Origin of the sequence: Micromonospora lutea, from assembly GCF_016863535.1 — a bacterium.
Lineage (GTDB): Bacteria > Actinomycetota > Actinomycetes > Mycobacteriales > Micromonosporaceae > Micromonospora > Micromonospora lutea.
The window spans coordinates 253,301-279,012 of the sequence record NZ_BOPB01000013.1 but is presented as its reverse complement, the minus strand read 5'-3'; the positions used below and the strand labels follow the sequence as shown (position 1 = coordinate 279,012).

The window sequence follows — 25,712 nt, the reverse complement described above, 5'->3', positions numbered from 1 at the left end:
TAGCCATGGCCGCATCGGGTGGCACCGCCGTACGGCGGGTCGGTCGGGTGCTGACCGGGTTCGGTGCGCTGATCGCGCTGATCGGCCTGCTGGTCGGCGGCCCGATCGCGCTGCTGGCCTTCGCCGGCAACCCGCTCCCCGACCACGTACCCACGCTCGGGGAGATCGGTACCACGCTGACCAGCCGCGACGATGGGCAACTCTTCCTCCGGGCGTTGGCCATCGCCGGCTGGTTCGGCTGGGCCACCTTCGCCCTCTCGGTCCTCGTGGAGCTGGGTGCCCAGGCGTTGGACCGGCCCGCTCCCCGGCTGCCCGGCATGGGCCGGCAGCAGCGGGCCGCCGCCGCGCTGGTCGGGTCGGTCGCGCTGATCCTCGCCGCCAGCCCCGCCGCCACCGCCGCAACCACGGCGTACGCCGCCCCGGCGTACGCGCCGGTGACGGCACCCGCGGTGTCGGCCCCAGCGGCGACCGGACCGGCGGTGGTCGCCATGGCGGCCGGACCGACGACGACGGCCACGCGGGCGGCGGAGAGCGGCGACACCTCCACCGACGCGCCGGTCTACCGGGTCGCCAAGGGCGACTACCTCGGCGGGGTCGCCGACCGGTACCTCGACGACTTCGACGACTATCATCGCCTGGCCGCGCTCAACAAGCTGCGTGACCCGGACCGGATCCGTCCCGGCCAGCTCATCAAACTTCCCCAGGAGGCGCACGACCAGGGTTCCCGGCCACACGCCACCGGCCGGCTGGTCGCGCCGAAGCCCCGGCCGACGCCCGGCCCGGAGCGCACCGAGCAGACCCGCCCCGCACCGGCCAAGCCGGGCGAGGCGGTGCAACGGCCCGGCGAGACGGTGGAACTGCCGGGCGGCTCGACGGAACAACCCGGTGGCGTGACGGACCGGCCTGGTTCGGCCACGCCCGCGCCGGCCAGTCCCGAAGGGCGGCAGCCGGAGCCGCCGCGCGATGAGACGCCGGACGACCATCCGCCGGTCGTGACGGTGGGTGCGGCCCGAGCCGGCGAACCCGACCGGGTGAACCGTCCGCTCGCCGTCTCCGCCGTGCTGGCCGTGGCCAGCATCGTCGGCGCGCAGATCGGCGCGGTGCTCGGCCTGCGTCGCCGCCCAACCGTGTCCCGCGCCGGCACCCGACACCACCCGCCCGTTCACGTGCCTCGCGAGTTGCCCGTGGGCCGACACCGCAAGGACTGACGGTTCAGGCAGGACCGTGGCGGCCGGGACCACTCAGCGCAAGGGCGTCCGACCGAATGCCGGGTCAGGGCAGTCTGGCCTCCAGGCGGCCGTCGACGATCCGAGTCGGTAGGATCTGCTGGTCGTTCGGGGACGGGCCGTGCACCACCTCACCGCCGTTGAGCCGGAAGGTGCTGCCGTGCCACGGGCACACCACGCACGCGTGCCCGTCGATCTCGCGTACCTCGCCCTCGCCGAGCGGGCCACTCTGGTGCGGGCAGCGCTCCAGCATGACGGTCACCTCGTCGCCGTGCCGGTAGAGGATCACCGACACGTCGTCGACCTTGCGGGTGACGAGTTCCCGCTGCGGCAGGCTCGTCATCTCCGCGACCGGATGCCAGCCTTCGCTGATCAGATGCAGGTCGGAGACGCTCACGTTCACCTGGGCACCCTGCTTGTACGCCAGGTGCCCACCGAGGTACGCGCCGGCACCGGCGGCGCTGAGCCCGAGCCAACCGAGGGTGCGCCCGAGTCCGTGCCGGCCGGACAGGCGCGCGGCCAGCGAGGCGCCGTACAGCGCCAACCCGACGGAGTTCGACGCGGCGTGCACCAGGCCGACCCGACGTTGGTCACGGGAGAGCCCCGCCCAGTCGTTGAGCCCGGCGACCGCCGCCGGCAGCGCGCTCAGCGTGCCGACCGCGGTCAGGGTGGTGGCGGCTCTCCGTTGGCCGGGCATCAGGTCCAGCACGGCCGCGCTGATCCACGAGCCGACCGGCAGTTGCACCATCGCCGGATGCAGTGGATGGCCAAGCCAGACGCCGTGCAGCAGGTCGCGGACCCGCTGTGGGCGCAGCACCCCCTGCACCGCCTGCTGCAACCGGTCACCGAACCGGTCGAGTCCGGAAGCTTGCTCGATTTTCGTCAACAAAGCTCGCACGGGTAACGACTTCCCGTCGTACGCCGACCCAAACCGGTCGTCAGGGACGAACAGCGATAGCCTGCACGGATGCGCAGATCGCCCACGGTTGCCCCGACCCGACGGGACCTCCTGGCGACCGCGGCGGGAGCCGCCCTGCTCGGAACCACAGCATGCAGCCCCAGCCGGCCGGCTCCGCAATCAGCTGCGGATCTCGATCCGGACACCGTGATTGCTCAACTCACCAAGAGCCTCTCGCCGAACGGCGACTACCGCGACCCGGATCAGCGGGAGAGGTCGGCGGCCCGCCGCGCGGCCCGCGCACTGCTCTCGACGCCGGGCCGCGCCGGTGAGGCCGATCCACTCCTCAAGGGGCTCGGTTTCGCCGCGCACCACGGCGTCGATCCGGCCACCGGCCGAGCATGCAGCCTGTATCTCGCCGACGGCTCCGACCGCAGAACCTGGGGCGTGATCCTGGTCGACCGGACCGCTGCCGCGCGTACCGTGATCGAAGTGCCGCACCCCGGCTTCGACATCAACACCGAGAAACTCGGGTTGGCGCTGCAACGTCGGGTGCCGGGCAGCATCCTGCTCGTCGCCGGAGCGCACCGGCAGGCCGCCGAGGGAGCCGCCGATGTCGCGCACAACGACCGGTCACTCTTCCACGTGCTGGCGGTGACACTCGGGGCGGCTGGCCTGTCGCAGATCCAGTTGCACGGTTTCGCCGACCGCAACCTGCCGACCTCCGACGCCGTGGTGTCCACCGGCTCGGCACCGACCAACAAACTGGCCAGCCGGATCGCCGACGAACTGTCCGACCTGAACCTGCGCACCTGCCGTGTCTGGGAGCGGCGGTGCGGGCAGCTCGAGGGCCGGACCAATCAGCAGGGGCGGGCTGCGGCGGACGACGACGGGGTCTTCGTTCACCTGGAGCTGAGCTGGACCGTCCGGCGCGACGCAGCGGCCAGCGATCGGGTGGTGGCGGCGATGGCAGCGCAGCTGACCGACGGATGAGCCGGATGGTCGCGATGGTCGGTCACACGCGGCGGGCGGTGCGCCAGCGCAGCGCCCAGTAGCCGGTGCCATCGAGGATGGATTCCCCACCAAGGTCACCCATGGTCGGTCCGTTTGCCGTGGTACGGCTCGAGATGAAGCGATGATGCCCTCGGTCATCGACTCCGAGGTAGATGCCGGAGTGTTCGATGTTCGCTCCCTGCACCGGTCCGGCGTTGAAGAAGAGCAGGTCGCCGGGGAGTAGGCGATCCAGCTCGCGGGCCCGCTTACCGGTGTTCGGCATCAACAACGTACCGGGGCCGACCGCTGCCATCGCGGTCGACCGACGCGGCAGTCCGGGGCCCGCGTTGTTGGTGCCGAGCAGCGGAAACCCCATTCGGTAGCCGTAGACCATCCGGAGGAAGCCGGAGCAGTCCAGGCTGAGGTAGTGGTCGGGGTGCGGCTTCTCCTGCTTATCGGGAAAGCTCCAGGAGATCCCCAGATAGTCGTAGAAGTCGGAGTTCTCCGCTCGACCATCCGGGTCGATGTCGGAGAGCGGCCCGAAGGCGGCGTCCCCCGAATACTGCCGCCCTTCCCGGTCCTTCTTCGGCTTACCCAGGTAGGTGTATTCCCGGGCCACCGCCAGCACGTCCGGCGAGCGGTCGTCGCGCGCCTTGGCGAACCAGTCCACGAACCACTTCTCGGTTTCCGCGCCGTCCCGCCACGGTCGGGGCGCCAACCGTACCCAGAACTCGGTGTGCAGCTTGGCCTTGGTGAATCGAGGTTCGGCGAAGGTCCGCTTCGGGCCGATCAGGTGCACCGTACGGGAGCCGTCGGTCATGATGGCAACGGTTTCCCCTTGGTCGTCGAGCACCTGCGTCCGGTCCGGTTCGGTGAGCCGAACGTAACGGAGCCCGGCGGCCACCGGGGTCGCGGCCTGCACGACCTGGGCACCGATACTCAGCTCGATCGGAGTCGGCGTGGCCTGCCGGGCCGCGACGTAGGTGAAGGTGCCGCCACCGATCAGGAGGGTGAAGACGGCGACGACCATCAGCACCGCCTGGCTGCCGGAGTACGTCCGGTAATCCATGCCTGTCCTCATCTGTCAGGTCTCAGGTGACCGGCACGAAGCCGGCCACCACACCGCTGAGTGCCACGCCGTAGGTGATGGCGGTGACCATGATGGTGGCCACGACGGTCGCCTTCGGTGGCTGCCGCACGAGCTGATAGGCGATCAGGCCCGGAGCCACGAAGCCCAGCGTCTGATGCGCGAAGAGCAACGGTAGGTCATTCTGCACGACAACGAAGAGCGTCATCTGAAGGAAGACGCTGAGCAGCACGATCGCCGCGAAGAGGCGCTTGCCGTAGAGAATCACCATGCGCTGCATCAGCCGCGTGAGTGCGTACGTGACCACCGTCATCACCACGATCACGCCAGCCTGTAGCGGATCTTCGATCAGCGCCAGAGCGATCCAGCCCGGCGTGATCATGCCGCCGGGCGAAAGGTTGGTGGTCAGGTAGCACAGCAGCGCGAAGACCAGGCCGATACCCAGACAGGCGGTCGCGAGCTGGGCGCTCAGTTCTCCTCCGAACGTCATCGGCGGACTCCTCCCAGGAAGACGGTCTTGGCGTCCACGTCGAACCCGGGAGTGCTCGGCATACGCAGCATCGATTCGGCGCGGGTACGGGCCTGTGGCTCCCAGCTCGGCAGGGCCGCCAGTTCGTGCAGCAGGACCTCACCCTGGCCGTGGATGTTACCGACGGCGACCACCGACCCGTCCGGCGCGGTGGCCGCCATCACCTCGCTGATCAGCCGCTCAGGCGGAAGCTTTCCGCCCAGGTCGACCACCTGACCCTGAAGCTCCGCCGGCACGTTGACCCGGGCGCTGCGGGTCATCTCGCCGATCAGTACGACGCGCTGCGGTCGCACGCGGCCGGCAAGCGTACCCATCTGCCCGTTACGCTCCATCCGATCCGGTCGGCAATTGATCACCATCGTCAACGGCCGGGTGATGAGCTGCTGCTTTTCGAGCTGCTGAATGTTCATGTACGTGGATTCCGGATCGTTGGCGGCGAAGATGTTGGCGAACCGGACTCGCTTGTCCCGATAGAGGACACGGGCAACGGAGAGCACACCCGGGTCGGGCGGCGCCGCCCACATCCCGGCGAGGGCACTGCGGCGATCGACACCGAGTTGCTCGGCCACGGCGAGTGCGATCGCCACGTTCTCCTTGAATGTGATCCAACCGAAGCCCGCCATCTCCTGGTCGGTCACCGACTCGGGATCGACCGCGAGCAACCGGCAGTTCCGCTTGGCCGCCTCCTTCTCCAGGATCGCCAGGCGTTCCTTCTCGGCGGTGATGCAGACGCCACCCTCGGGCATGGAACGGCTCAGAGACCGGGCCACGTCGTCCAGAGTGGGCCCCATCTCGGCCAGATGGTCCTCGCGGACGTTGCACAGCACACCGATGTTCGACCTGATCAACTTGCTCTGGTTGATCTCCTGAAGTGCCGGCATCACCGCCATGCACTCGATCACCAGAGCGTCCGGATGGTAGACCGCAGCGCGGCGTACGATGCCGATCTGCTCCACGACGTTGGCGATACCGAACTTCCGGTGCACCGGTTCCTCGCTGGCGTCCGGAAAGATGAACCGGGCTGCGGTACCCGTGGTCTTGGCCACCACGACCTTGCCACCACCCCGCAGTGCTCCGGCGCAGAGTCGGGTGATGGAGCTCTTGCCGCGGATTCCGTTGACGAGCACCCGGTGCGGGATGATCTTCAAGTTGCGGTAGTGGTTGCGCTGCTCGATCACCCCGGCGACCAGCAACGCGAGGCAGCACAATCCGTAGACGGTGTATAGGTAGAACACGATCAGCCCTTCGTCCCACGGCTGCCGGCCGCCGCCGATCGAGCTCGCGGCAGGACCGTGGTACGGTCCGCGCCGCCACCACGAAGGCGCAGCGCTCCACCGAAGCGGGCGGAGCCGGTGTGACGCACCTGCCGGCAGATTTCCAGGCACATCGCGATTGCTCCGATGTCGTCGTGTCGCTGTGGTGGCACCGGCAGCTCGATGGTTCCGTCGCTCATCCGGTCGGCGAAGTAGGCCAGCCGACGCAGCGGCCGGACGAAGATGAAGAGTTGCCACGCGTGGGTGAGCAAGGCGATACCCGCGACCGCGCCGGCGGTCAGCAGCATCCAACGCCCCTCGATGAGCTCCGGCAGCCGCAGCCCGGCCACATCCTGCTCGATCACGACCGCCCATTCGAGGTGGGTCACCGTTGCCGGTGTGGTCAGTCCCGCGGCGGCAACCAACGCCGGGTCACCGTCGGCGGTCTGCGACCGGCCGACCGTGACACCGGGCAGAGCCTCCACAGCGGCTTGCCTCGCCAGGTCACCCTGCAACGGCTGGAAGGCACGGAATCCCTCAGAGTCCAGGATCGTCCTCAGCTCGGCGTCGACCACCCTTGCCCGGCCATTGACCCGGCGGACCTGGCCAAGCAGGCGGTCGGGGTCGTATTCGCCGACGATCGCGTAACCATCGGTCATCTGTCGGTAGGCGTACACCACGGGCAGCCGGTCCACCGTCCCGTCGAGGTGGATGCCGACCTCGCCGGGCAGAGGCTGGACGGTACGCAGTGGCTTCCGGCCAGCACTTGCCAGCACCGTGCCGTCGCGGTCCACGAGGTAGAGCGACCGCAACCGCGGTTCGGTGCCCACTTCACGGTCGAGCCTTTCGGCTACCTTCGGCAGGTCCGACACGTTCACGCCGTACGAAACCCGGGAGACGGTGGCCAGGCCACCGTCGAGCAGATTGCCGAGCGCGTTGCTGGCCTCTTCGACGCGACTCTCCTCGTCGCGTAGCAATTGCACCGGGATCGTGGGTTCGGCGGCCTGGAGGGCCACCACGACGGCTCCCATCGGCCAGAGAAACGCCACTGCCAATGCGACGCTGAGCCCCTGCAGCACTGTCGGTCGCCAGCGTTTGTCGGACGGGTAGCGGTCGCCGGAGGTCAGTGCCAACGCCCGAGCGACCCGGTGTGCCTCCCTGATCCGTAGCTTGCGCCGATTCGCCGTGACCGCACCGCACGCGTCGGCCTTGGCCTGGTTCAGCAAGGTCCGGACCGGCCGCACCAGCGACAAACGCATGATCCAGAAGCTCAGTAGGGCGACGACGAGCAGGCTGAGTCCCAACACCAAGCCCTTGATCAACGATGTCCCGGTGCTGACCTTCGAGGTGAGCAGCGAAACGATCACCAGGCCGGTGTCGCCCACCGGTGCGGAAGTGACGAGTAGTCGACGATCCGACCACTCCTTGACGATGACCTGCCGGCTCTGTCGGGAGTCGGAGCTGGCCAAGCCGTGGAACACCGTTGGCAGGTGCGCGGGTTCGACCGCGTTTGCGCCCTGCATCAGGCTGATGGTGCCGTCCGAGGTGACGGTATGGATACCGTGCCCGGCGTCGGGATTCAGCCGAAGGTTGCGCATCGTGACCGGCTGCGTCGCCAGCAGCGCCCGGGTTTCGTCCAGCGCGATCCCGTAGATCAGCAGCGGCCCGTCGGCGTCGGTGACCGCGATCGCGGTGCCAATCGGCAGTTCCGCAGGCAGCAGATCGAGCGGCAACCCGGCACCCTTGGCAGCGACCACGCGCCGCGTCCCGGTCTCCACGACCGAGGCTCCGCTGATGTTGCGACCATCGGTGATCACTTTGCTCAGCAGGTCGGCGTCGGTCATCTCACCGCGCGCCTGGACCATCCGGGTCAGTTCGTCCCGTCGGGTGCCGACGTCCAGGCGGATGCTCGACACGAGCTTGGACACGATGTCGCGCTGCGAGTCGACGACGGCCGGCAGCACCCCTCGCTGTGCGTTGACCGCGAACCCGAGGACGGCTGCGACGACGATGAACATCGCGGCGCACAGGTAGACCAGCGAGGGCGCGCTCGTACCCGCCGGAAATGCCGCCGCGGGCAACTGTTGGTCCAGAGCGCGGCGTCGCCACGCCAGCAGCTGCGCCTGGTCGTGGACGGGGTCACCCGACGACCTGTGTGACGCGAGCCGCGCTGCCCTGTCTGACACTGGCAACAACCTTCCGCGGAGAGCGGCCGGCTGATAACCGTCCAGCTCGTCAGCAGGGTGGCCCCCCGACCGGCGCAGATGCTAGCAAGGTTCATTCCAACCCGTGGGGCGCAGGGTACTCACGGCGACGGCGCGACGCCCCGGACCACCAGTCCTCGGGTGTCGGCCGCCCTCGTCAGGAGGTTGCCCTCGATCCGCTCGACTGCGGCTTCGTAGATGCTGCGCCGTCCCGGCGAGAGTGTCGGGTCGGCCAGTCTCCGCTCCAGGTCCACCAACCGGATGTCCGGATTCAGATCCACGAAGGTGGGAATCGCTTCGATAGCCGCCACCTTCCAGGAGCGTGCCTGACCGGTCGCTTTGAACGTCACCCGGACCATCACACCGTCCCGGTTCGCGTTCACGGGTTGAGCGTGCCGGGCGATGTGGTTGCCCATCCCGTAGACGACCCAGGTGTCACCGATCCGCTCGACCGGCTGCACGACGTGCGCGTGATGGCCGAAGATCAGGTCCACATCCTCGATCGCGGCCACCTCGCGAGCCCACATCTGCTGATCTACATCAGGCTCGTGCTCGTACTCGGTGCCCCAGTGCATGCTCACCACGACGATCTCCGCGCCGGCCTGCCGGGCGCGGGCGGCCGCCCGTCGGATGGCCTGGACGTCGATGAGATTGCTGATCCAGCCTTTACCGGCGGGCGGACGCAGCCCGTTGTAGCTCTTCGTGTAGCTGAGGTGTGCGACCTTCACGTCCTTGACGTCGTAGATCTTGGCCGCACCGGCACCACGTTCGGTGCGGTAGCTACCGGTATGCCCCAGGCCAGCCTCGTCCAAGGTGTCGAGGGTGCGCTGGACACCGTCGTACCCCTGATCGATGGTGTGGTTCGAGGCGGTCGAGCAGCCGTCGTACCCGACGGCCTTGATGCTCTGCACGATGTCCGGCGGCACGCTGAACCTCGGGAACCCGATGTAGGGGCCTCCGGGGGGCGACAGCGGGGTCTCCAGATGACACAGCGCCAGATCCGCCTCGGAGATCGTCTGCCGCACCGGTTCGAGCATCGGCCCGAAGTCGAGGCGGCCGGCTCCGTCCCGGCGCGCCTGGTCCCACAGCTCAGGGTGGACGAGGATGTCGCCGGATCCGAGCACCGAGATCGTGCGTCCGGACACCGATACCGGAGCGGCCATCGGTCGAGGGGTGCCGATGGGTTCGGACGAGACAGACGACCAGGGCCCGAGTACGTAGATCGCACCGGACGCGACCGCGAGTGCCGTCACACAAGCCAGGACTGCCCGAAGCGGGCCGCCGCCTGACTGAGAATTACTCACCACCGGGCCAGGCTAATGCGTCGACCGCCTGTCGCTGCGGCCCCCCGACCGCCATCGGGTTCGGACCCCGACGGACGGCCGTGGACGCGGTATCAGCTGAGGTCGCGCAGCGCCTCGGAGATCGCCCGGTGGAAGGTCGGGTACGCGTAGATCATGTGCCGGAGCTGGGTCAGCGGGACGGCCGCGTGCACGGCCACCACCAGACCGGAGAGCACCTCACCGCCAGCCGGGCCGACCGAGGTGGCGCCGATCAGCACTCCCTGGTCGGCGTCGGCGACGAGCTTGATGAAGCCGACCTCGTCGGTGCGGTGGATCCAGCCTCGGGTCGACGACGGCAGCCGGGTGAAGCCGACCTGCACGTTGATGCCACGCTCTCGGGCCTGCTGCTCGGTGAGGCCGACCGCGCCGATCTCCGGATCGGTGAAGGTGACCCGGGGCAGCGCCCGGTAGTCGGCGCGCGGCACCGAACCCGCCGAGCCGCTCGATCCGGTGGCGGCGAGCGAACTGGCCGCGCCGACCGCGCCGCCGACCACGCTGGCGGTACCGCTCGGGTCTGCGCCACCCGCCGCGCGTCGGTGCTGGTCGAGCACGTCGGCGACCACGATGGACGCCTGGTACATGGCGATGTGGGTGAAGGCCCCCTCGCCGGTGACGTCGCCGACCGCCCAGATGCGGTCGGTGACGTGCAGCCGGTCGTCCACCGGCAGGTATCGCCCGCTCGTGTCGACGCCGACCGTGTCCAGCCCAAGTTCCTCCAGGTGGGCGCGTCGGCCGGTCACCACCAGGAGCCGCTCGGCGGTGAACTCCTCCCCCTCGGTGCCGCGCAGGGTGAAGCCCGCAGCGTCGTGCTCGACCCGAGCGGCCTTGACGCCGGTGTGGATCTCCACCCCGTCGGCCCGCAGGGCAGCCGCAGCCGCCTCGGACGACTCCGGCTCCTCGACCGCCAGTACCCGGTCGAGCGCCTCGACCACGGTGACCCGTACGCCGAAGCGGGCGAACACCTGGGCCAGTTCCAGCCCGATCGCCCCACCACCCAGCACCAGCAACGAGGCCGGCAGTTCCTCGACCTCGACGGCCGCACGGTTGGTCCAGTACGGGGTCTCGGTCAGCCCGTCGACCGGCGGCACGGACGGACGGGTGCCGGTGCCCAACACGATGCCGTGGCGTGCCTGGAAGATCTGGTCACCGACCCGCACCCGGCCTGGACCATCGATCCGGCCGCTGCCACGGACGAAGCGCCCGCCCTTGTCGATGAACCGCTGCACCGCCACCTGGTCGTCCCAGTTGTCGGTGGCTTCCGCCCGGATCCGCCGCGCCACCGGCGCCCAGTCCGGCGTGACCTGCACGGTGCCGCCGAGCCCGTCGACCCGGCGGGCCTCGGCGAGCGCGTTCGCCGCTCGGATCATCATCTTGCTCGGGATGCAGCCCCAGTACGGGCATTCCCCACCGACCAGGTCGCGTTCGACGCCGACCACAGCGAGTCCGGCCTCCGTGAGCCGCCCGGCGACCTCCTCCCCGCCGACCCCGAGCCCGAGCACCACCACGTCCACCAGTTCCGGCTGCACCATGCGGCCAGCATCTCCCACCGGCCCGCCGCCGGCCAGCCGGAGCGTCTCGGCCGCCGCGCGGGTGCAGAGCGCGACCGGGTACGCCCACTCACCCCATCGGCGGTCCGGGCACGGCGACCGGGGTGCCGGCCGGGGTCAGCAGGGCGCGGGTGGCCACCCCCAGCCGACGCCGCTGCGGCACCGTGGCCCGGCGGGCGAAGACGTCGTAGTCCTGGGCGGCCACCTCGTCGAGGATCCCGCCGTAGAGCAGGTAGGCGGTACGGATGCAGGCCTGCGAGGCACCGTCGAGCAGGACCACGCCGGGCGCGGCGGCGAGATAGTGCGCCTGGGCGCGCGCCACCTCGTACCGGATCAGCTCACGCACCGGTTCGCTGGCCCGCCCGGCGGCGTGGCAGGCCCACAGGTCTTCCCGCGTCACTCCGAAGGCGGCCAGGTCCTCGTCGGGCAGGTACGTCCGCCCCCGGATGAGGTCCTCGCCGACGTCGCGGATGAAGTTGGTCAGCTGGAACGCGAAACCGAGCTGCCGGGCCGGTTCGCGGGCAGCCGCCGGGTCGGAGCTGCCCAGGATCGGCAGCATCATCGTGCCGATGACCGCGGCCGATCCCTCCATGTAGTCCAGCAGGTGCTGGTAGGTGCGGTAGGAGGCGACGGTCAGGTCCATCGCCATGCTCTTGAGGAACGAGGCGAAGTCCTCCCGATCGAGATCGAAGACGGCGATGGTGTGCAGCACCGCCGGAAGCAGCGGATCGGTCACCCGCGCCCCGTGCAGCCCGGCGACGAACCGGCCGCCCCAGTCGTCCAGCCGCGCCGCGCGCTCGGCCGGTGGCAGGGCGTCGGTCTGATCGACGATCTCGTCGGCGTAGCGAGTGAATCCATACAAAGCGTGCACATGCCGCCGTTTCCATGCGGGCAACAGCCGGGTGGCGAGATAGTAGGTGCGGCCGTGACGTCGGTGCAGTTCACGGCATCTGGCATAGGCATCGGCGAGATCCAGGTCCACCGGCCCTCCTTTGATTCGACGCACCAATCGACGCAACTTGAACCTTAAGGTACGCTCGGCGGCATGGCCAGCGACGAACCAACGGGTAACCTCCTTCGGGTGGTGACTGAGCAGCCGATCGGTGGAATCGATCCGATCGCTGCCGTGCTGGCCGCGTACACGCGGGACATCGTCACGGCCGTCGACCACACCCTGGCCGAGTTCCTGACCGCCGAGGTCGACGCGCTCACCGCGATCGATCCGGCGATGGGCGGCTTCGCCGCCACCGCCAGGGACTGCGTCCTCTCTGGTGGGAAGCGGGTCCGGCCCACGTTCGCCTACTGGGGGTGGCGCGGCGCGGTCGGCGGCGACACTCCGGTCACCCCGGTGCTGCCCGCACTGGCCACCCTGGAGTTGCTGCACACCTTCGCGCTGGTGCACGACGACGTGATGGACGCCTCCGCCACCCGACGGGGCCGACCGACCGCGCACGTGGCGGTGGCCACTCAGCACGCTGCGGCCGGCCGCAGCGGTGACTCGGGGCGCTTCGGTGAGGCGGTCGCCGTACTCATCGGCGATCTCTGCATGGTCTGGGCCGACCAGCTGCTGGCCCTCGCCGACCTGCCGGCAGACCGACTGTTCCAGGTTCGGCACGGCTACGACCGGATGCGGGTGGAGACGGTCGCCGGGCAGTACCTCGACGTGTTCGGCGAGACCGACCCGGAGAGCTGGTCGGTGGACCGGGCGCTCCGGGTGGCCCGGTACAAGACCGCCAGCTACACCGTGCAACGACCGCTGCTCTTCGGGGCCAGCCTGGCCGGCATCGACGGAGACAGCACGCTGGCCGCCGCGTACACCCGCTACGGGCTGGCTGTCGGCGAGGCTTTCCAGCTCTGCGACGACCTGCTCGGTGTCTTCGGCGACCCGACCACCACCGGTAAGCCGGCCGGCGACGACCTGCGCACCGGCAAACCGACGGCGCTGCTCGTCCTGGCCCGGGAACTGGCCACCCCGGCGCAGTTGCGGGCACTCGACGGCGCCGACCGGCGCGCCGCCGAGCCGGAGATCGCCCGACTGGCCGAGGTGGTGGTCGACACCGGCGCCGTGCGACGGATCGAGCGGATGATCGACGAACGGGTCGAGGAGGCGTTGGCCGCGCTCGACGCGGTCGCCATCGACGAGACCGCGCGTACCGCGCTGGTCGGCCTCGCGACCGCCGCCACCCACCGGCGGGCATGATGGGCTTCCTGCACAGAGAGGTGGTCGCCGGTGCGGACCGTTGACGGGCGTACTGATCAGGTGGTGGTTGTCGGCGCCGGCCTCGGCGGGCTGGCCTGCGCGCTGCACCTGGCGGGCAGCGGACGTCAGGTGACCGTGCTGGAACGTGAGGCGGTGCCGGGCGGACGGGCTGGCCGGCTCAGCGTCGACGGCTACGAGTTCGACACCGGCCCCACGGTGCTCACCATGCCCGATCTCATCGCCGAAGCACTGGCCGCGGTTGGTGAGGAGCTCACCGACTGGCTCGATCTGGTGCCACTCGATCCGGCCTACCGTGCCTACTACCCGGACGGCTCCACGCTGGATGTGCTCACCGACACGGCCGCGATGGCGGCGGAGATCTCCCGGGTCTGTGGGCCCCGGGAGGCCGACGGCTACCTGCGTTTCGTCGACTTCGCCCAGAACCTGTGGCGACTGGAACGGGCCGACTTCATCGAGCGGAATCTCGACGCCCCGACCGACCTGCTCACCGGCAACCTGCTCAAACTCGTCGCCACCGGCGCTTTTCGGCGACTGCAAACCAAGATCGACCAGTTCTTCCGGGACCCACGCACCCGACGGATCTTCTCCTTCCAGGCGATGTACGCCGGCCTCGCCCCGCACGACGCGCTGGCCATCTACGCGGTCATCGCGTACCTCGACTCGGTGGCCGGCGTCTTCTTCCCGCGCGGCGGCATCCACGCGGTCTCCCGAGGGCTGGCCGGCGCCGCCGAGAAGCACGGCGTCCGAATCCGATACGGCACCACGGTCAGCCGCGTGGAGACCGCGAACGGCCGGGCCACCGGGGTGGTGACCGCCGACGGCGAATTCGTCCCCGCCGACGTCGTGGTGCTCAATCCCGACCTTCCGGTGGCCTACCGCGACCTGCTGCCGCCGGCCCGGCAGCGCCGGCTCACCTACTCGCCCTCGTGTGTGGTGCTGCACGTCGGCTCGACCCAGGGCTACCGGCGCATCGCCCACCACAACATCCACTTCGGGCGGGCCTGGCAGGGCACCTTCGACGAGGTCATCCGGCGGGGGAACCTGATGTCCGATCCGTCCCTGCTGGTCACCAACCCGAGCCGGACGGACCCGGCGGTGGCACCCACCGGCCGGCACACCTACTACGTGCTGGCTCCGGTGCCGAACCTCGACAGGGCACCGTTCGACTGGCGCGGTGACCTCACCGCCCGCTACACCGACCAATTGATCACGACGCTGGAGGAGCGCGGCTACGTCGGCTTCGGCGCGGGCGTCGAGGTGCTACAAGCGATCACCCCGGCGGAGTGGGCCGAGCAGGGCATGGCCGCCGGTACGCCGTTCGCTTCCGCGCACACCCTGTTCCAGACCGGCCCGTTCCGGCCGTCGAACCTGCACCGCTCGCTGCCCAACGTGGTGTTCGTCGGCTCGGGTACCCAACCTGGCGTCGGCGTACCTATGGTGCTCATCTCTGGCAAGCTTGCTGCCGCCCGGATCACCGGGCGGCAGCAGTGAAGCCCGAGGAGCGAACGATGCCGAGGTCGACGGTCACGAACGGAGGATGGCGCTGATGCCGCAGTCCCGGGAGAGCCATCTCGTCGAACTGGTCGACGGCAGCGGCCGGCCGGTCGGAGAGGCCACGGTGGCCGTCGCCCACCAGCCGCCCGGTCAACTGCACCGGGCGTTCTCCGTCCTGCTCGTGGCGCCCGACGGGCGGGTGCTGCTCCAGCGGCGCGCCGCGACGAAGACCCGCTTCCCGTTGCGCTGGGCGAACTCCTGCTGCGGCCATCCGCAGCCGGGTGAGGCCCTGACCGAGGCTGCCAACCGGCGGCTGTCGGAGGAACTGGGCGCCGGCCCGGTGCCGCTGCGCGAGATCGGCGTCCACGTCTACCGTGCCGAGGATCCGGCCACCGGGCGGATCGAGGTCGAGTACGACCACGTCCTGCGCGGCGAGTTCCCCACCGACGCGTCGCTACGCCCGGAGCCGGCCGAGGTGGCGGAGCTGTGCTGGGTCGAGCCGGACGAACTGGCCGCCGCGCTGCAGCGCGATCCCGACTCCTACGCGCCGTGGCTGAGTGGCGTACTGGATCGGCTGCTGCAGCCCTCGGAACCGCCCGGGCAGCCGGCCGACGACGCGCCGGAGCGGCCGGGTGGCCGATGAGGCGCTGAGCGCAGGCGTCGTCGCCCAACGCTTGGGGGTCGCGGTGACCACGCTGCGTACCTGGCACCAGCGGTACGGGCTCGGGCCCAGCCACCATGTTCCCGGCCACCACCGGCGCTACACGCCGGCCGACCTGGCGCGGCTCGAGGTGATGCGGCGACTCACCGCCGAAGGGGTCAGCCCCGCCGAGGCGGCCCGTTGGGCCCGTCAGGCGCCCGACACCATCGCCTCTGTCGGCACCTCCCCCGGCAAGCGCCGGGCACGGGACGGCGGCGGTACGACCATCCCGGTCGGCCGTGCCGGCCCGGCGGTCCGTGGGCTGGCCCGCGCCGCGATGCGGCTGGACGCCGACGCCATCAACAAGGCGATCACCCGCGCCATCGCCGCAGACGGCGTGGTCACCACCTGGAACCGGCTGCTGCGGCCGCTGCTCGTCGGTATCGGCGAGCGGCACGCCGCCACCGGTGCGCTGATCGAGGTCGAGCATCTGGTGACCCGCTGCGTTTCGGCGGCGTTGGGTGCGGTGGCGTCCGCCGGCCCGGCTTCCGGGCCACCGCGGGTCCTGCTCTCCTGCGCCGACGAGGAACAGCACAGCCTGCCGCTGGAGGCGTTGGCCGCAGCGTTGGCCGAGGCCGGCGTCGGCTACCGGATGCTCGGTGCCCGAGTGCCGGTGACCGCACTGCTCGCCGCGGTCGCCCGGACCGGACCGGCTGCCGTGGTGCTCTGGTCGCATGCTCCGGCCACCGCCGATCCGGCGCAGCTCACCGCCCTGCTCACCGCGCCGAGCCGACCGCTGCTGGTACTCGCGGCCGGGCCGGGCTGGCAGGCCCGGACCCTGCCGGCCGGGGTGGTCAGCCCCACCGACCTGACCGAGGCGGTTTCGCTCACCGTCGCCGTGCACGACTCGCAGCATCGTCCGGCAGCCTCCTGACCGCCGCTTCGGCTGAGGTGTCGCCACCGCCCACGCACGTACGCAGGGCGTTCGCGTACTGACCCACCGTCCATCGACTCGAATCAGGTGAACTAGCGTCGGTGGGTCCGCGTACCCCGAACCCCCTCTCGGGAGCGAACGATGCGTCATCGCGCCCTGCTGGCCGGCCTGACCGGCCTGCTCACCCTTCTCGTCGCCGGCTGCGGCGACGACACCGGCCCTCCGGCGGCCTCAGCACCGGCCAGCCCGCCGCCCTCGGCCGCCCTTCCACCGGAGGCGTCCCCGTCGCCGACCCGCACCGTGGCACCGAAGCCACGGCTACGGCCGCTGCCGGCGAAGCTGCCGGCCGGCCTGGTCCGCACCACCGGCTCGGAGAAGGTGGCGCTCACCTTCGACGACGGCCCGAGCCCGACCTGGACGCCGAAGGTGCTGGACCAGTTGAAGGCGGCCAAGGTGAAGGCCACCTTCTGTGTGGTGGGAACGCAGGTCCGTAAGCATCCGGAGCTGCTCCGGCGGATCGTCCGGGAGGGCCACCAGCTCTGCAACCACAGCTGGAACCACGATCTCGACCTGGCCCGGCGGCCGATCCCCGAGATCCGCGCCGACCTGGTGCGTACGAACCGGGAGATCCGGCGGGCGGTCCCCGACGCGAAGGTGCCGTTCTACCGGCAGCCCGGTGGCCGGTGGACCGCCGAGGTGGTGAAGGTCGCCAAACAGCTCGACATGCGCTCGCTGCACTGGACGATCGACCCGAAGGACTGGGCCAAGCCGTCCGCGACCACCATCGAGAAGCGGGTGAAGCGCTCGGCCCGCCCCGGTGCCGTCGTCCTGCTGCACGACGGGGGCGGCAACCGCTCGGCCACGCTCGCGGCCTGCAGCAAGTTGATCACCGTCCTCAAACGTGACCACGGCGTCAGCAAGATTGCCTAGAACCTTCCCGAGCTGGTGTTTTCCACGGCGCTGTGGCTACCGCCATACCGGTTTGGTCGACCGGTACGCCATCACGTATGCTTTCGAAGCCTCCGGCGGGGCCGGATGGGAGCAAGACCGCTCAACGTTGCGAATGTGCAATGATGGCGGGGCCGCCCTCATCGTCTAGCGGCCCAGGACGCCGCCCTTTCAAGGCGGTAGCACGGGTTCGAATCCCGTTGGGGGCACGGTCCGGCTCAGGCCGGAGGCAACACCAGCAAGGTCCTGTGGAGCAGTTGGAGTGCTCGCCGCCCTGTCAAGGCGGAGGTCGCGGGTTCAAGTCCCGTCAGGACCGCAAGCGCTGACGCCGCGCACCTCGCGCGGCGTTCTGCGTATCGGGGCATGTGACCCGTCCCAGCGGAGACCCCGCAGGTTGGTAGCATGAGCCGAGCACCACGGCCAGGTAGCTCAGTTGGTACGAGCGTCCGACTGAAAATCGGAAGGTCGGCGGTTCGACCCCGCCCCTGGCCACATAGCCTTTCGCCGGGCTACAAGAGCGCCGACCAGCGGAAAACGCCGGTCGGCGCTCTGCTGTCGTATGGATTATTGATCTTGCCTGATTGGCCGCTACTACCCCTCGTGATCCGTCGTACGCCGTCCCCTATCGCACACGGATCGCACACAACTTCATGAGCTGAGGACAGCATGGGCGTGGCAGACGACATCACCGCCGCTGTGGGGGCGGTTGTCAACGCTGACTGGAACGTACGCACCGGCACTGTGGTGCCAACCACAGACACGATCACTCTTAAGAACGGGGCCGTAGAGGTGGACGCGGTCTACCTCTACGCCGACATGGCCAACTCATCTGGGCTTGCAAGGGACTTCGCCCCCAAGACAGCGGCAAAGGTCATCCGCGCCTACTTGGACGCGACGTGCCGCGTCATCAAGTTTCGCGGTGGTCAGATCCGCAGCTTCGACGGGGATCGTGTAATGGCGATCTTCATGGGCGGGTCGAAGAACAGTGAGGCTGCGCAGTGCGCGCTGAACATCAACTACGTGGTTAAAGAGATCGTCCGGCCGGCTCTCGAAGCCCGGCTCACCTCGCTCAAGAGCAAGGGTTTCGAGCTCCAACACTGCGTCGGCGTGGCATCCGGCACCGCGCTGATCGTCCGTGGCGGGGTACGGAACGAGGACAACGACCTAGTCTCGATTGGCCGCCCCCCGAACGTGGCAGCCAAGCTGAGTGACGTGAGGGCCTGGCCCTACGCCTCGTACATCACCTCGGACGTGTTCCGCCGCCTGAAGGACGAGGTGAAGTACAAGAACCCTGGGAAGCCGGACCAGGAGATCATGTGGAGTGGCCCCTATAGCCAAGACGCTGGCGGCGCGCCGGTCACCGTATACCGCTCGTCCTGGCAGTGGAAGCCATGACCTCCACTGATCCGACCGAAACCGCCTGGAAGATCCATGCCGCTCTCGTTGACTGGACAGGCAAGGTAGATGCCAAAGCTTCGTTTGCTCTGACGATCGAGTCGGCTGTGCTGGCAGGAGCGGTTGGCCTGTCTAACTCAGGGTCTAGGTTCGGCAACCTCACTGGCTTTTGGCCACTCCTGATCTTCTGGGCCGGGGCAGGCCTCCTGGCTGTCTCGGTGGTCCTCTCCGTGCTCGTGGTGATGCCACGGACCCGGAACAAGAATGTCCCGACTGAGTGGCCTTCTAACTTCATTTACTTCGGCCACCTCCAGCACTGGTCACCGGAGCCCTTGGAGAAGGCGCTGCGGGATCTTGACCCCCTGCCCATGCTCAGCCGACAGTTGGTTGTCATGAGCAAGATTGCCTGCACCAAGCATCGCCGGGTACAGGAGTCTTTAGGGATCGCTCTCTTCGGCGCGTTTCTCGTGGCTACTGCCGGCATCATTGCCTGATCCTGCTGCGTCAACCTCCGCCCGCAACGCCTTCTGCCATCCCGTCTGCCATCGACCCACCTACCAGGGAGCGGGCCTGCCCCCAGGGGACAAGGTGGAGCGCCCAACCGGACGAACGACCTTGTCCCCCTGGGGGCAGGTCTGCTCGGCTCCGCCTGGGTCGATGGCGGATGGGATGACTCCCCCATCCTGGAGCCGGAGTGCCCCCGCCGGAGGCATGCTCCTGAATTTGCCCAGTCAGGAGGCCGGCCGGCCCGGCCGATGCCGGCCGAAGGTCGCCAGCAGGCCGGGGCCGGGCCGGCGCGGCCCGCTTGCGGGCCGCCTTGATGATCTGACCTTCCACGACCTGCGGCACACCGGTCAGACCCTCGCCGCGCAGACCGGAGCGACCCTGGCCGACCTGATGAAGCGACTCGGGCACTCGTCCATGGCAGCGGCCCGCCGATACCTGCACGCCGTCGACGGCCGAGACCGAGAGATCGCCAAAGCCCTGTCCGAGCTCGCCGCGCATGGCGATGTCGCGCGGCTGCCCCGGCACATCACGATGCGAAGCTAGTCGCACGGCCATCGCACGCCGACCCTCTGCGGTGCCCTGACCAGGGAAAATGCATGTGCCTGAAAATCGGAAGGTCGGCGGTTCGACCCCGCCCCTGGCCACATAGCCTTTCGCCGGGCTATTGCAACGCCGATCAGCGGAAACGCCGGTCGGCGTTTTGCTTTGCATCAAACGCCTGGTTGATCATGAGGTTATTGTCGCGCCACGCCGGGCGGGGTGACAACAACCTCATGATCAACCCCGCTAGTGTTGCCGGCGCTCCGTCACGCCGCTCTGGATCGCTTCCCACACGCTGCGCCCGGCCTGTAGCAGGGTTTCCCCCGCCTGCTCGGCCAACTGTCGCGGACCGGACGTCTCGGCATGCTCGGGCGGGCCCTGATCGGGCGGCTCAGCCCCTTTCCCGGCGGGACCCTCGCGCTCAGCTTTCCCGGCGGGGCCGTGGCGCTGAGGCCGGTCGGCGACCCCGCCGACGGGGCCCACCTGCTGGCCCAGATCATCCGTGGCCCCACCGACCGGCCCCGCGTCTGACGCCATCCGACTCTCCGGGCTCTCCGGGCTCTCCGGGCCGGCGACCTCGTCCCGCCCACCGACGGTCCTGGCAGCGGGTCGCTCGGGCGGTCGGCTCGCCGGGCTGGCGAGCCGGGAGGCGGCCGGTGCGGCCGCGGTGGCCACCTGCCCGGCCTGTGCCGCCGCCCGGTCCACGTCCTCAAGGGCCGCGCTCGCGGTGCGGGCAAGCGCATCGATGACCTGCGGGTTCCGGTCGATGGTGGTCAGCGCGCGGTCGAGGATCGTCACCAGCTTCTCCAGGCGCACCTTCAGCAACGCCTGTGCCTCCACGCCCTCGATGTCGAGTTCGACGCCCTCGACGCGTACCCGGATGCCGGCGTCGAGCTGGAGCAGACCAGCGAGCCGGGCCCGCAGGGACAGGTCGGCGTCCAACTGGTCCACGGAAAGCTGAATCGACCTGACCGAAACCGTCGGAACGTCGAGCAGCACGTCCGGCTCGGGCTCTGCGCCACCGGTTGGACCGGTTGACCGCCCGGAACCGAGCCCGGAGGGCTCTTCGTTGTCTCTCATGTCCCGCCCCGCCTCACCGTCGCGGACCGCCCGGCGACGTCCCGCCGCGCATACCCGCTCTGTGGGCAGCCATCCCGGCAGTCCTCCGGTACACCGGCGCATGATTGATCGACATCCGCGAGTGCGACGGTCATCAGGCGGGACGAACATCGGAGAAAGCTGCGCATCCGGGCATGAGCCGGTATGGTCCGGGCCCATGGGACAGGGGATGGCCGAACCTGCCGACATCCAGCAGGATCTTGAGCGGTTCGCACTCCGCAGCACCCTGTTCGTCCCCGCCTCCGCCGAGCGGGCGTACGAGGTTTTCACCGGCCGGCTCGCCGACTGGTGGGTGACGGAGTACACCTGGTCCGGGCCCGCCGTCCTGGTCGAGCTGGGAATGGAGCCCCGACCCGGCGGGATGCTCTACGAGATCGGGCCTTACGGATTTCGCAACGACTGGGGCCGGGTACTGACCTGGGATCCGCCCCGCCGGCTGGTGTTCACCTGGCAGATCGGCGCGGATCGCGCACCGGTGCCCGACCCGGCACGAGCCAGCGAGGTCGAGGTGCTCTTCACTCCGGCCGAGTCCGGCACCCAGATCGAGGTGGCGCACCGGCACTTCGACCGGCACGGCACGGCCGCCGAGGGCTACCGGCGTGCCCTGACAGCCGGCTGGCACGAACTGCTCTCCCGCTACGCGGCGACACTGATCCATTCGCCGGCATGAACGCTGTGCCGCCCGCCGCGACGAGCGACATGAGCGGTCAGGTGGCCCGATGCCGCAGCGTCGCCACGGTCGAGCCGGCCAGTGTGAGCAGACACTCAGGCAACAGTCCGTCGTCGGCCGCCGCGCCGAACAGCGCGCGGGCGGTGTCGAGGTCGTCGTTGGCGTACGCGCTGACGAAACGGGCCACCCACCGAGCGTCGTACCCGGCCTGGTCGATGTCGGGGAAGTCGAGCGCGCAGGCCCCGGGCGGCACCGGATCGCCGACCATCGTCGCGGCCAGGCACCACGCCACGTCGTACGCGCCGGCCAGGCCGGCCCGGTCGACCACCTCGTCAAAGGTCCCGGTCACCGCGTCGGGGTCTCCGTCGAGGGCCGAGCTGAGGATGGCAGCGGCATCCTCGAACATCTGCTGTGGCGAGTCGGTCACGGAACGCACAGTACGGGTGCCGGTCAAGGAAGCCGCTGCGGTTACTCTCCGCTCATGAGGGAGGCGACCTGCGGATAGACCTGCCTCCACGGTCCCGCCGCCCGTCACGGCACGCTAGTCTGCGCAGCGGACCTTCGCCCGAGGAAGGACGACCATGCACATGTCACGCGGCTCGCGGACGGCCATCCTGGCTGTCTGCGCCACGGTCCTGCTTGCCACCAGCGCCTGCGGGGATGACCAGCCCGAGGAGGCGGCCGCCCAACAGGTGCGCCTCTACGGCACGGACGGCAACATGAACAACTCGTACCCTGAAGAGTTGAAGGATCGTGCCGGTCTGGTCGACGGGATGAAGGGCACCACCCCGCTGACGCCACTGCCGGAGAACTTCAAGAACCGGCTACGGTCCGTGGATCCCACGCTGGCCGACTACCTCTACTCCGCCGAGACGTACGACGCGGTGGTGATCAGCGCACTCGCAGCGCAACTCGCCGGGTCGACCGATTCCGCGGCGATCGCCAAGCAGATCGTGGGCGTCACGAACAACGGCACCAGTTGCACCACGGTGAGCCAGTGTCTGCGACTGGCCCGCCAGGGCACCGACATCGAGTACCGCAGCGTCTCGATCACCCGGGCCGGCTTCACGGACGCAGGCGAGCCGGCCACCGCCAGTTACGCCACCCTGCACTTCGACGGTCAGCAGCTCAACGACGCCAAGACGGAGTTCGTCGGTGCCGGTGACGAGTCGACGGCCAGCAAGAAGGCCCCGCCGAAGGCCAAGCGGCAGGACGGCGACTTCTCCGACTCGCAGAGCGGTGCACCGCTGGTCCTGGGCGGTCTGCTGCCCAAGACCGGTGACCTGGCACTGGCCCACCCGCCGATGGCGGCCGGTGCGGCGCTGGCGCTCAAGGAGATCAACGCGGCCGGCGGGGTGCTCGGCGAGGACGTGGTGTGGATCGACGGCGACGACGGCACCAACCCGACCGTGGCCAAGGCGACCGTGGCGAGCCACGTCGAGGACGGCGTACACGTGATCATCGGTGCCGGTGGCTCGGGCATCTCCGCGGCCGTGCTGCCGGACGTGGTGGAGGCCGGTCTGATCCTGTTCTCCCCCTCGAACACGGCGGCCAGCCTGACCGATGCCGACGACAAAGGCCTCTACTTCCGCACCGCGCCGCCGGACAGTCTGCAGGGGCGGGCGCTGGCCGATGTGATTCTCCGGGACGGCCCGCAGAAGATCGCAATCGTGGCGCGTCAGGACTCCTACGGCGAAGGGCTCCAGGAGGTCGTCCGGGCCGAGCTGGAGCGGGCCGGATTCGGCGGCGACAAGGTCAAGCTGCTCGGCTACGAGCCCGTGGAGGACGCCGAGGCCACGCCGATCAACTTTGCCGAGGGCGCCAAACAGATCAAGGAGTTCGCCGCCGACGCGGTGCTGATCATCGGCTTCAGCGAGTCCGCCGCGGTGATCCGGGCGCTCGCCGACGCAGACGTACCGTTGGCCGCTCTGACCTCCTGAGCCACCCGACGCAGACGGCCGCACCAGACGGTGCGGCCGTCGCCGTCTCCGGGCACCTCAGCGCCCGCGCCGCCGCTCCAGGAACTCCGTCATCCGACGCTGCTTCTCCTCGTCGGTGAAGAGCACCGCCTGACTGACCAGGTCCAGTTGTGGATGCGCGCCGGTCGGGGCGTCGACGGCGAGTTTGGTCAACCGCAGCGCCAACGCCGACCCCTTGGCCATCTCGTCGATCAGCGCGTGGGCCGCCGGCAGCAACTCCTCGGGCGCGGCCACCACCTGGTTCACCAGGCCGATCCGCAGCGCCTCCGCCGCGTCCACTCGCCGGCCGGTGAACAACAGCTCCTTGGCCCGGGTCTCGCCCACCAGCGCCGGCAGCCGGTGTGTGGCGCCGGCACCGGCCAGGATGCCGAGCCGCACCTCCGGCTGGCCGAAAATCGCCCGCTCCGAGCAAATCCGAAGATCGCAGGCGTACGCCAGTTCGGCGCCGCCGCCCAGTGCCGGGCCGTCGATCGCCGCCACGGTGGGCATCGGCAGCGCCCGGATCCGGGCGAAGGCCGCCGAGTTGATCGCGGCCAGTGCGTCCAGCCGGCCGCGCTCCCGCAGTTGGGCGATGTCCGCTCCACCGGCGAAGATCCCGTCGGTGCCACCGGTCAGCAACAGCATCCGGGGGCGGGCCTCCAACTCGGCACAGACCTCGTGCAGGGCCGCGATCAGATCGGCGTCGATGGCGTTGCGTTTCTCCGGCCGGTCCAGCGTGACCACCAGCCGGTCCGGCTGTTCCTCGACCCGCAGCCCGCTCATCGCGTCGCCTCCAGCGGTTCGGTGCCGCCCGCCCGCACACCGTCGGTCCACCGGTAGAAACCGTGCCCGGACTTCTTACCCAGCCGACCGGCGGCAACCAGCTCCACCAGCAGCGGTGGTGGGGCGAACCGGTCACCGTACGCGGCCTGCAACGTGCGCGCGATGTCCAGACGCACGTCCAGACCGACCAGGTCGGTCAGCTCCAGCGGGCCGACCGGGTGTCGGTAGCCGAGCACCATCGCCTTGTCGATGTCGGCGGGGCTGGCGACCCCGTCGGCGACCATCCGGATCGCCTCCAGTCCGAGGGTCACGCCGAGCCGGGAGGTGGCGAAGCCGGGCATGTCGCGTACCACGACGGGGTCCTTGCCCAGGCGACCAGCGAGCGTGACGGCCGCCTCCGTGGTCTGCGGCGCGGTGGCCGGCCCGACCACGATCTCCAACAGCGCCATCGCCCAGACCGGGTTGAAGAAGTGCAGCCCGCAGAAACGCTCCGGCCGGGTCAGTTTCGCCGCGAGGTCGGCGATCGGGATGCTGGAGGTGTTGCTGCCCAGCAGCGCCGGGCGCAGCGCCTCCGCCTCGGCGAGCACGGCCCGTTTGAGCTCGAGCCGCTCCGGTACCGCCTCCACGATGACGTCCGGTGCCGGTGCGACCTCGGCCAGTCCCGCCCGCAGGGTGATCCGTGCCCGGTCGGCGTCGGCCTGCTCGGCGCTGAGCCTGCCGCGCCGCACGGCCCGCTCCCAGAGCTCGTCGAGCCGCCGCAGCGCCGCGGCACCGCGTTCCCGATCCACCTCCACAAGTTCCACGGCGTGACCGCTGCCGGCCGCCACGTACGCGATGCCGAGACCCATCGTGCCGGCACCCACCACCACGAACCGTTCCGTCATCGCGACACCACCGCACAGTGAGAAGGGGCCCTTCGCTGACGCCTGCGGCGCGCGGGGTCGCCGCAACGCCGGTTGTCAGCCCGTACGCTCCGCTCAGTCATGCTGCGACCCTATGCAGCGCCGGCCCCGGTCCCATGCGTGGGGGCGGCCGGGATCGGGTACAGACCGCCGACAACCAAGGGAAGGACGAGCAGATGAGCCAGGCACCGGAGACCGTGAACGGCACGGGCGCCGAGGAGACCGTCGAGACGCGCGGCGACGAGCGCGTCGAGCTGCTGCGTGCCGACACCAACAACGACGGCCGCACCGACGTGTGGGTGGTCGACACCGACGGCGACGGCAAGGCCGATCTTTTTCAGTTCGACACCGACGGGGACGGCAAGGTGGACATCACGATGGTGGACATCGACGAGGACGGCCAGCCCGACGAGGTGGTCGACGGCGACGGTGGTCTCCCCCCGGAGCAACTCCCGCCCACCATCCAGGTCTGAGCGGTAAGGAAGGGCCCCCTGTTATCGCCTCCGGTATAGCAGGGGGCC

25 protein-coding genes and 3 tRNA genes are annotated in these 25,712 nt (G+C 69.8%); 16 read left to right on the top strand and 12 right to left on the bottom strand.

Annotated features, from left to right (window positions below; translation table 11 throughout):
- Nucleotides 1-5 precede the first annotated feature (5 nt).
- Nucleotides 6-1,208 (top strand): LysM peptidoglycan-binding domain-containing protein, encoded by a 1,203-nt coding sequence (locus Vlu01_RS14825; protein ID WP_203999189.1) that lies wholly within the window; start codon nt 6-8, stop codon nt 1,206-1,208.
- Nucleotides 1,209-1,272: 64 nt separating this feature from the next.
- On the opposite strand, the gene Vlu01_RS14820 is transcribed toward Vlu01_RS14825, so the two are convergent.
- Nucleotides 1,273-2,124, bottom strand: a complete 852-nt coding sequence (locus Vlu01_RS14820) for a Rieske (2Fe-2S) protein (protein WP_203999187.1) — start codon at nt 2,122-2,124, stop codon at nt 1,273-1,275.
- Between the two features lie 207 nt (nt 2,125-2,331).
- Here Vlu01_RS14820 and Vlu01_RS14815 point away from each other — a divergent pair, with 207 nt between their 5' ends.
- Nucleotides 2,332-3,117, top strand: coding sequence for a hypothetical protein (locus Vlu01_RS14815; protein WP_239095896.1), 786 nt, complete (start codon nt 2,332-2,334; stop codon nt 3,115-3,117).
- 22 nt (nt 3,118-3,139) lie between these two features.
- On the opposite strand, the gene Vlu01_RS14810 is transcribed toward Vlu01_RS14815, so the two are convergent.
- From Vlu01_RS14810 to Vlu01_RS14780, 7 genes are all read right to left on the bottom strand, one after another.
- Nucleotides 3,140-4,186, bottom strand: a complete 1,047-nt coding sequence (locus Vlu01_RS14810) for a C40 family peptidase (RefSeq protein WP_203999185.1) — start codon at nt 4,184-4,186, stop codon at nt 3,140-3,142.
- Nucleotides 4,187-4,208: 22 nt separating this feature from the next.
- On the bottom strand, nt 4,209-4,694 hold the full coding sequence (locus Vlu01_RS14805; RefSeq protein ID WP_203999183.1) for a poly-gamma-glutamate biosynthesis protein PgsC/CapC: 486 nt from the start codon (nt 4,692-4,694) through the stop codon (nt 4,209-4,211).
- Nucleotides 4,691-5,968, bottom strand: coding sequence for a poly-gamma-glutamate synthase PgsB (gene pgsB / locus Vlu01_RS14800; RefSeq protein ID WP_203999180.1), 1,278 nt, complete (start codon nt 5,966-5,968; stop codon nt 4,691-4,693). The genes Vlu01_RS14805 and pgsB overlap by 4 nt, the downstream gene beginning before the upstream one ends.
- Nucleotides 5,969-5,970: 2 nt before the next feature.
- On the bottom strand, nt 5,971-8,172 hold the full coding sequence (locus Vlu01_RS14795) for a HAMP domain-containing protein (protein WP_203999177.1): 2,202 nt from the start codon (nt 8,170-8,172) through the stop codon (nt 5,971-5,973).
- Nucleotides 8,173-8,291: 119 nt separating this feature from the next.
- Entirely contained in the window at nt 8,292-9,353 is a 1,062-nt protein-coding gene (locus Vlu01_RS14790; protein ID WP_239095895.1) for a CapA family protein, read from the bottom strand.
- A gap of 233 nt (nt 9,354-9,586) precedes the next feature.
- Nucleotides 9,587-11,059, bottom strand: a complete 1,473-nt coding sequence (locus Vlu01_RS14785) for a dihydrolipoyl dehydrogenase family protein (protein WP_203999450.1) — start codon at nt 11,057-11,059, stop codon at nt 9,587-9,589.
- Between the two features lie 91 nt (nt 11,060-11,150).
- On the bottom strand, nt 11,151-12,062 hold the full coding sequence (locus tag Vlu01_RS14780; RefSeq protein WP_203999171.1) for a phytoene/squalene synthase family protein: 912 nt from the start codon (nt 12,060-12,062) through the stop codon (nt 11,151-11,153).
- A gap of 63 nt (nt 12,063-12,125) precedes the next feature.
- On the opposite strand from Vlu01_RS14780, the gene Vlu01_RS14775 reads away from it, so the two are divergent.
- From Vlu01_RS14775 to Vlu01_RS14725, 11 genes are all read left to right on the top strand, one after another.
- Complete coding sequence (locus Vlu01_RS14775; RefSeq protein WP_203999169.1) at nt 12,126-13,280, top strand: polyprenyl synthetase family protein; 1,155 nt, start codon at nt 12,126-12,128, stop codon at nt 13,278-13,280.
- A gap of 30 nt (nt 13,281-13,310) precedes the next feature.
- Nucleotides 13,311-14,792, top strand: a complete 1,482-nt coding sequence (crtI, locus tag Vlu01_RS14770) for a phytoene desaturase family protein (RefSeq protein ID WP_203999166.1) — start codon at nt 13,311-13,313, stop codon at nt 14,790-14,792.
- 55 nt (nt 14,793-14,847) lie between these two features.
- The gene (gene idi, locus Vlu01_RS14765; protein ID WP_203999163.1) at nt 14,848-15,438 is read left to right on the top strand and encodes an isopentenyl-diphosphate Delta-isomerase; all 591 of its coding nucleotides are present in this window, start codon (nt 14,848-14,850) and stop codon (nt 15,436-15,438) included.
- Nucleotides 15,428-16,369 carry a MerR family transcriptional regulator gene (locus Vlu01_RS14760; protein ID WP_203999160.1) on the top strand — a complete coding sequence of 314 codons (942 nt, stop codon included), beginning with the start codon at nt 15,428-15,430 and terminating at the stop codon, nt 16,367-16,369. The genes idi and Vlu01_RS14760 overlap by 11 nt, the downstream gene beginning before the upstream one ends.
- A 141-nt stretch (nt 16,370-16,510) precedes the next feature.
- On the top strand, nt 16,511-17,299 hold the full coding sequence (locus Vlu01_RS14755; protein WP_203999156.1) for a polysaccharide deacetylase family protein: 789 nt from the start codon (nt 16,511-16,513) through the stop codon (nt 17,297-17,299).
- A 154-nt stretch (nt 17,300-17,453) separates the two neighbouring features.
- A tRNA-Glu gene (locus tag Vlu01_RS14750) sits at nt 17,454-17,526 on the top strand.
- A 33-nt stretch (nt 17,527-17,559) separates the two neighbouring features.
- Nucleotides 17,560-17,633: transfer RNA gene (locus Vlu01_RS14745), tRNA-Asp, on the top strand.
- 102 nt (nt 17,634-17,735) lie between these two features.
- Nucleotides 17,736-17,809: transfer RNA gene (locus Vlu01_RS14740), tRNA-Phe, on the top strand.
- A gap of 180 nt (nt 17,810-17,989) precedes the next feature.
- A complete protein-coding gene (locus Vlu01_RS14735; protein WP_203999154.1) occupies nt 17,990-18,712 on the top strand; it encodes an adenylate/guanylate cyclase domain-containing protein in 723 nt (240 codons plus the stop codon).
- Nucleotides 18,709-19,206 (top strand): Pycsar system effector family protein, encoded by a 498-nt coding sequence (locus tag Vlu01_RS14730; protein ID WP_239095905.1) that lies wholly within the window; start codon nt 18,709-18,711, stop codon nt 19,204-19,206. Before Vlu01_RS14735 ends, Vlu01_RS14730 begins: the two co-directional genes overlap by 4 nt.
- A 229-nt stretch (nt 19,207-19,435) precedes the next feature.
- On the top strand, nt 19,436-19,762 hold the full coding sequence (locus tag Vlu01_RS14725) for a tyrosine-type recombinase/integrase (RefSeq protein WP_239095894.1): 327 nt from the start codon (nt 19,436-19,438) through the stop codon (nt 19,760-19,762).
- Between the two features lie 243 nt (nt 19,763-20,005).
- Here the strand turns inward: Vlu01_RS14725 and Vlu01_RS14720 are convergent, their stop codons facing one another.
- Nucleotides 20,006-20,839, bottom strand: coding sequence for a hypothetical protein (locus tag Vlu01_RS14720; protein WP_203999148.1), 834 nt, complete (start codon nt 20,837-20,839; stop codon nt 20,006-20,008).
- 196 nt (nt 20,840-21,035) lie between these two features.
- Between Vlu01_RS14720 and Vlu01_RS14715 the strand changes: the two genes are divergently transcribed.
- Nucleotides 21,036-21,548 carry an SRPBCC family protein gene (locus tag Vlu01_RS14715; RefSeq protein WP_203999147.1) on the top strand — a complete coding sequence of 171 codons (513 nt, stop codon included), beginning with the start codon at nt 21,036-21,038 and terminating at the stop codon, nt 21,546-21,548.
- A gap of 37 nt (nt 21,549-21,585) precedes the next feature.
- Here the strand turns inward: Vlu01_RS14715 and Vlu01_RS14710 are convergent, their stop codons facing one another.
- Nucleotides 21,586-21,975 (bottom strand): hypothetical protein, encoded by a 390-nt coding sequence (locus Vlu01_RS14710; protein WP_203999144.1) that lies wholly within the window; start codon nt 21,973-21,975, stop codon nt 21,586-21,588.
- A 154-nt stretch (nt 21,976-22,129) separates the two neighbouring features.
- On the opposite strand from Vlu01_RS14710, the gene Vlu01_RS14705 reads away from it, so the two are divergent.
- Nucleotides 22,130-23,488, top strand: coding sequence for an ABC transporter substrate-binding protein (locus Vlu01_RS14705; RefSeq protein ID WP_203999141.1), 1,359 nt, complete (start codon nt 22,130-22,132; stop codon nt 23,486-23,488).
- A gap of 57 nt (nt 23,489-23,545) precedes the next feature.
- On the opposite strand, the gene Vlu01_RS14700 is transcribed toward Vlu01_RS14705, so the two are convergent.
- Both Vlu01_RS14700 and Vlu01_RS14695 read right to left on the bottom strand, forming a co-directional pair.
- Nucleotides 23,546-24,289: an enoyl-CoA hydratase/isomerase family protein gene (locus tag Vlu01_RS14700; protein WP_203999139.1), complete on the bottom strand. Its 744-nt coding sequence runs from the start codon at nt 24,287-24,289 to the stop codon at nt 23,546-23,548.
- Complete coding sequence (locus Vlu01_RS14695) at nt 24,286-25,173, bottom strand: 3-hydroxyacyl-CoA dehydrogenase family protein (RefSeq protein ID WP_203999136.1); 888 nt, start codon at nt 25,171-25,173, stop codon at nt 24,286-24,288. Before Vlu01_RS14695 ends, Vlu01_RS14700 begins: the two co-directional genes overlap by 4 nt.
- Before the next feature lie 194 nt (nt 25,174-25,367).
- Here Vlu01_RS14695 and Vlu01_RS14690 point away from each other — a divergent pair, with 194 nt between their 5' ends.
- Entirely contained in the window at nt 25,368-25,664 is a 297-nt protein-coding gene (locus tag Vlu01_RS14690) for a hypothetical protein (protein ID WP_203999133.1), read from the top strand.
- Nucleotides 25,665-25,712: the final 48 nt, after the last annotated feature.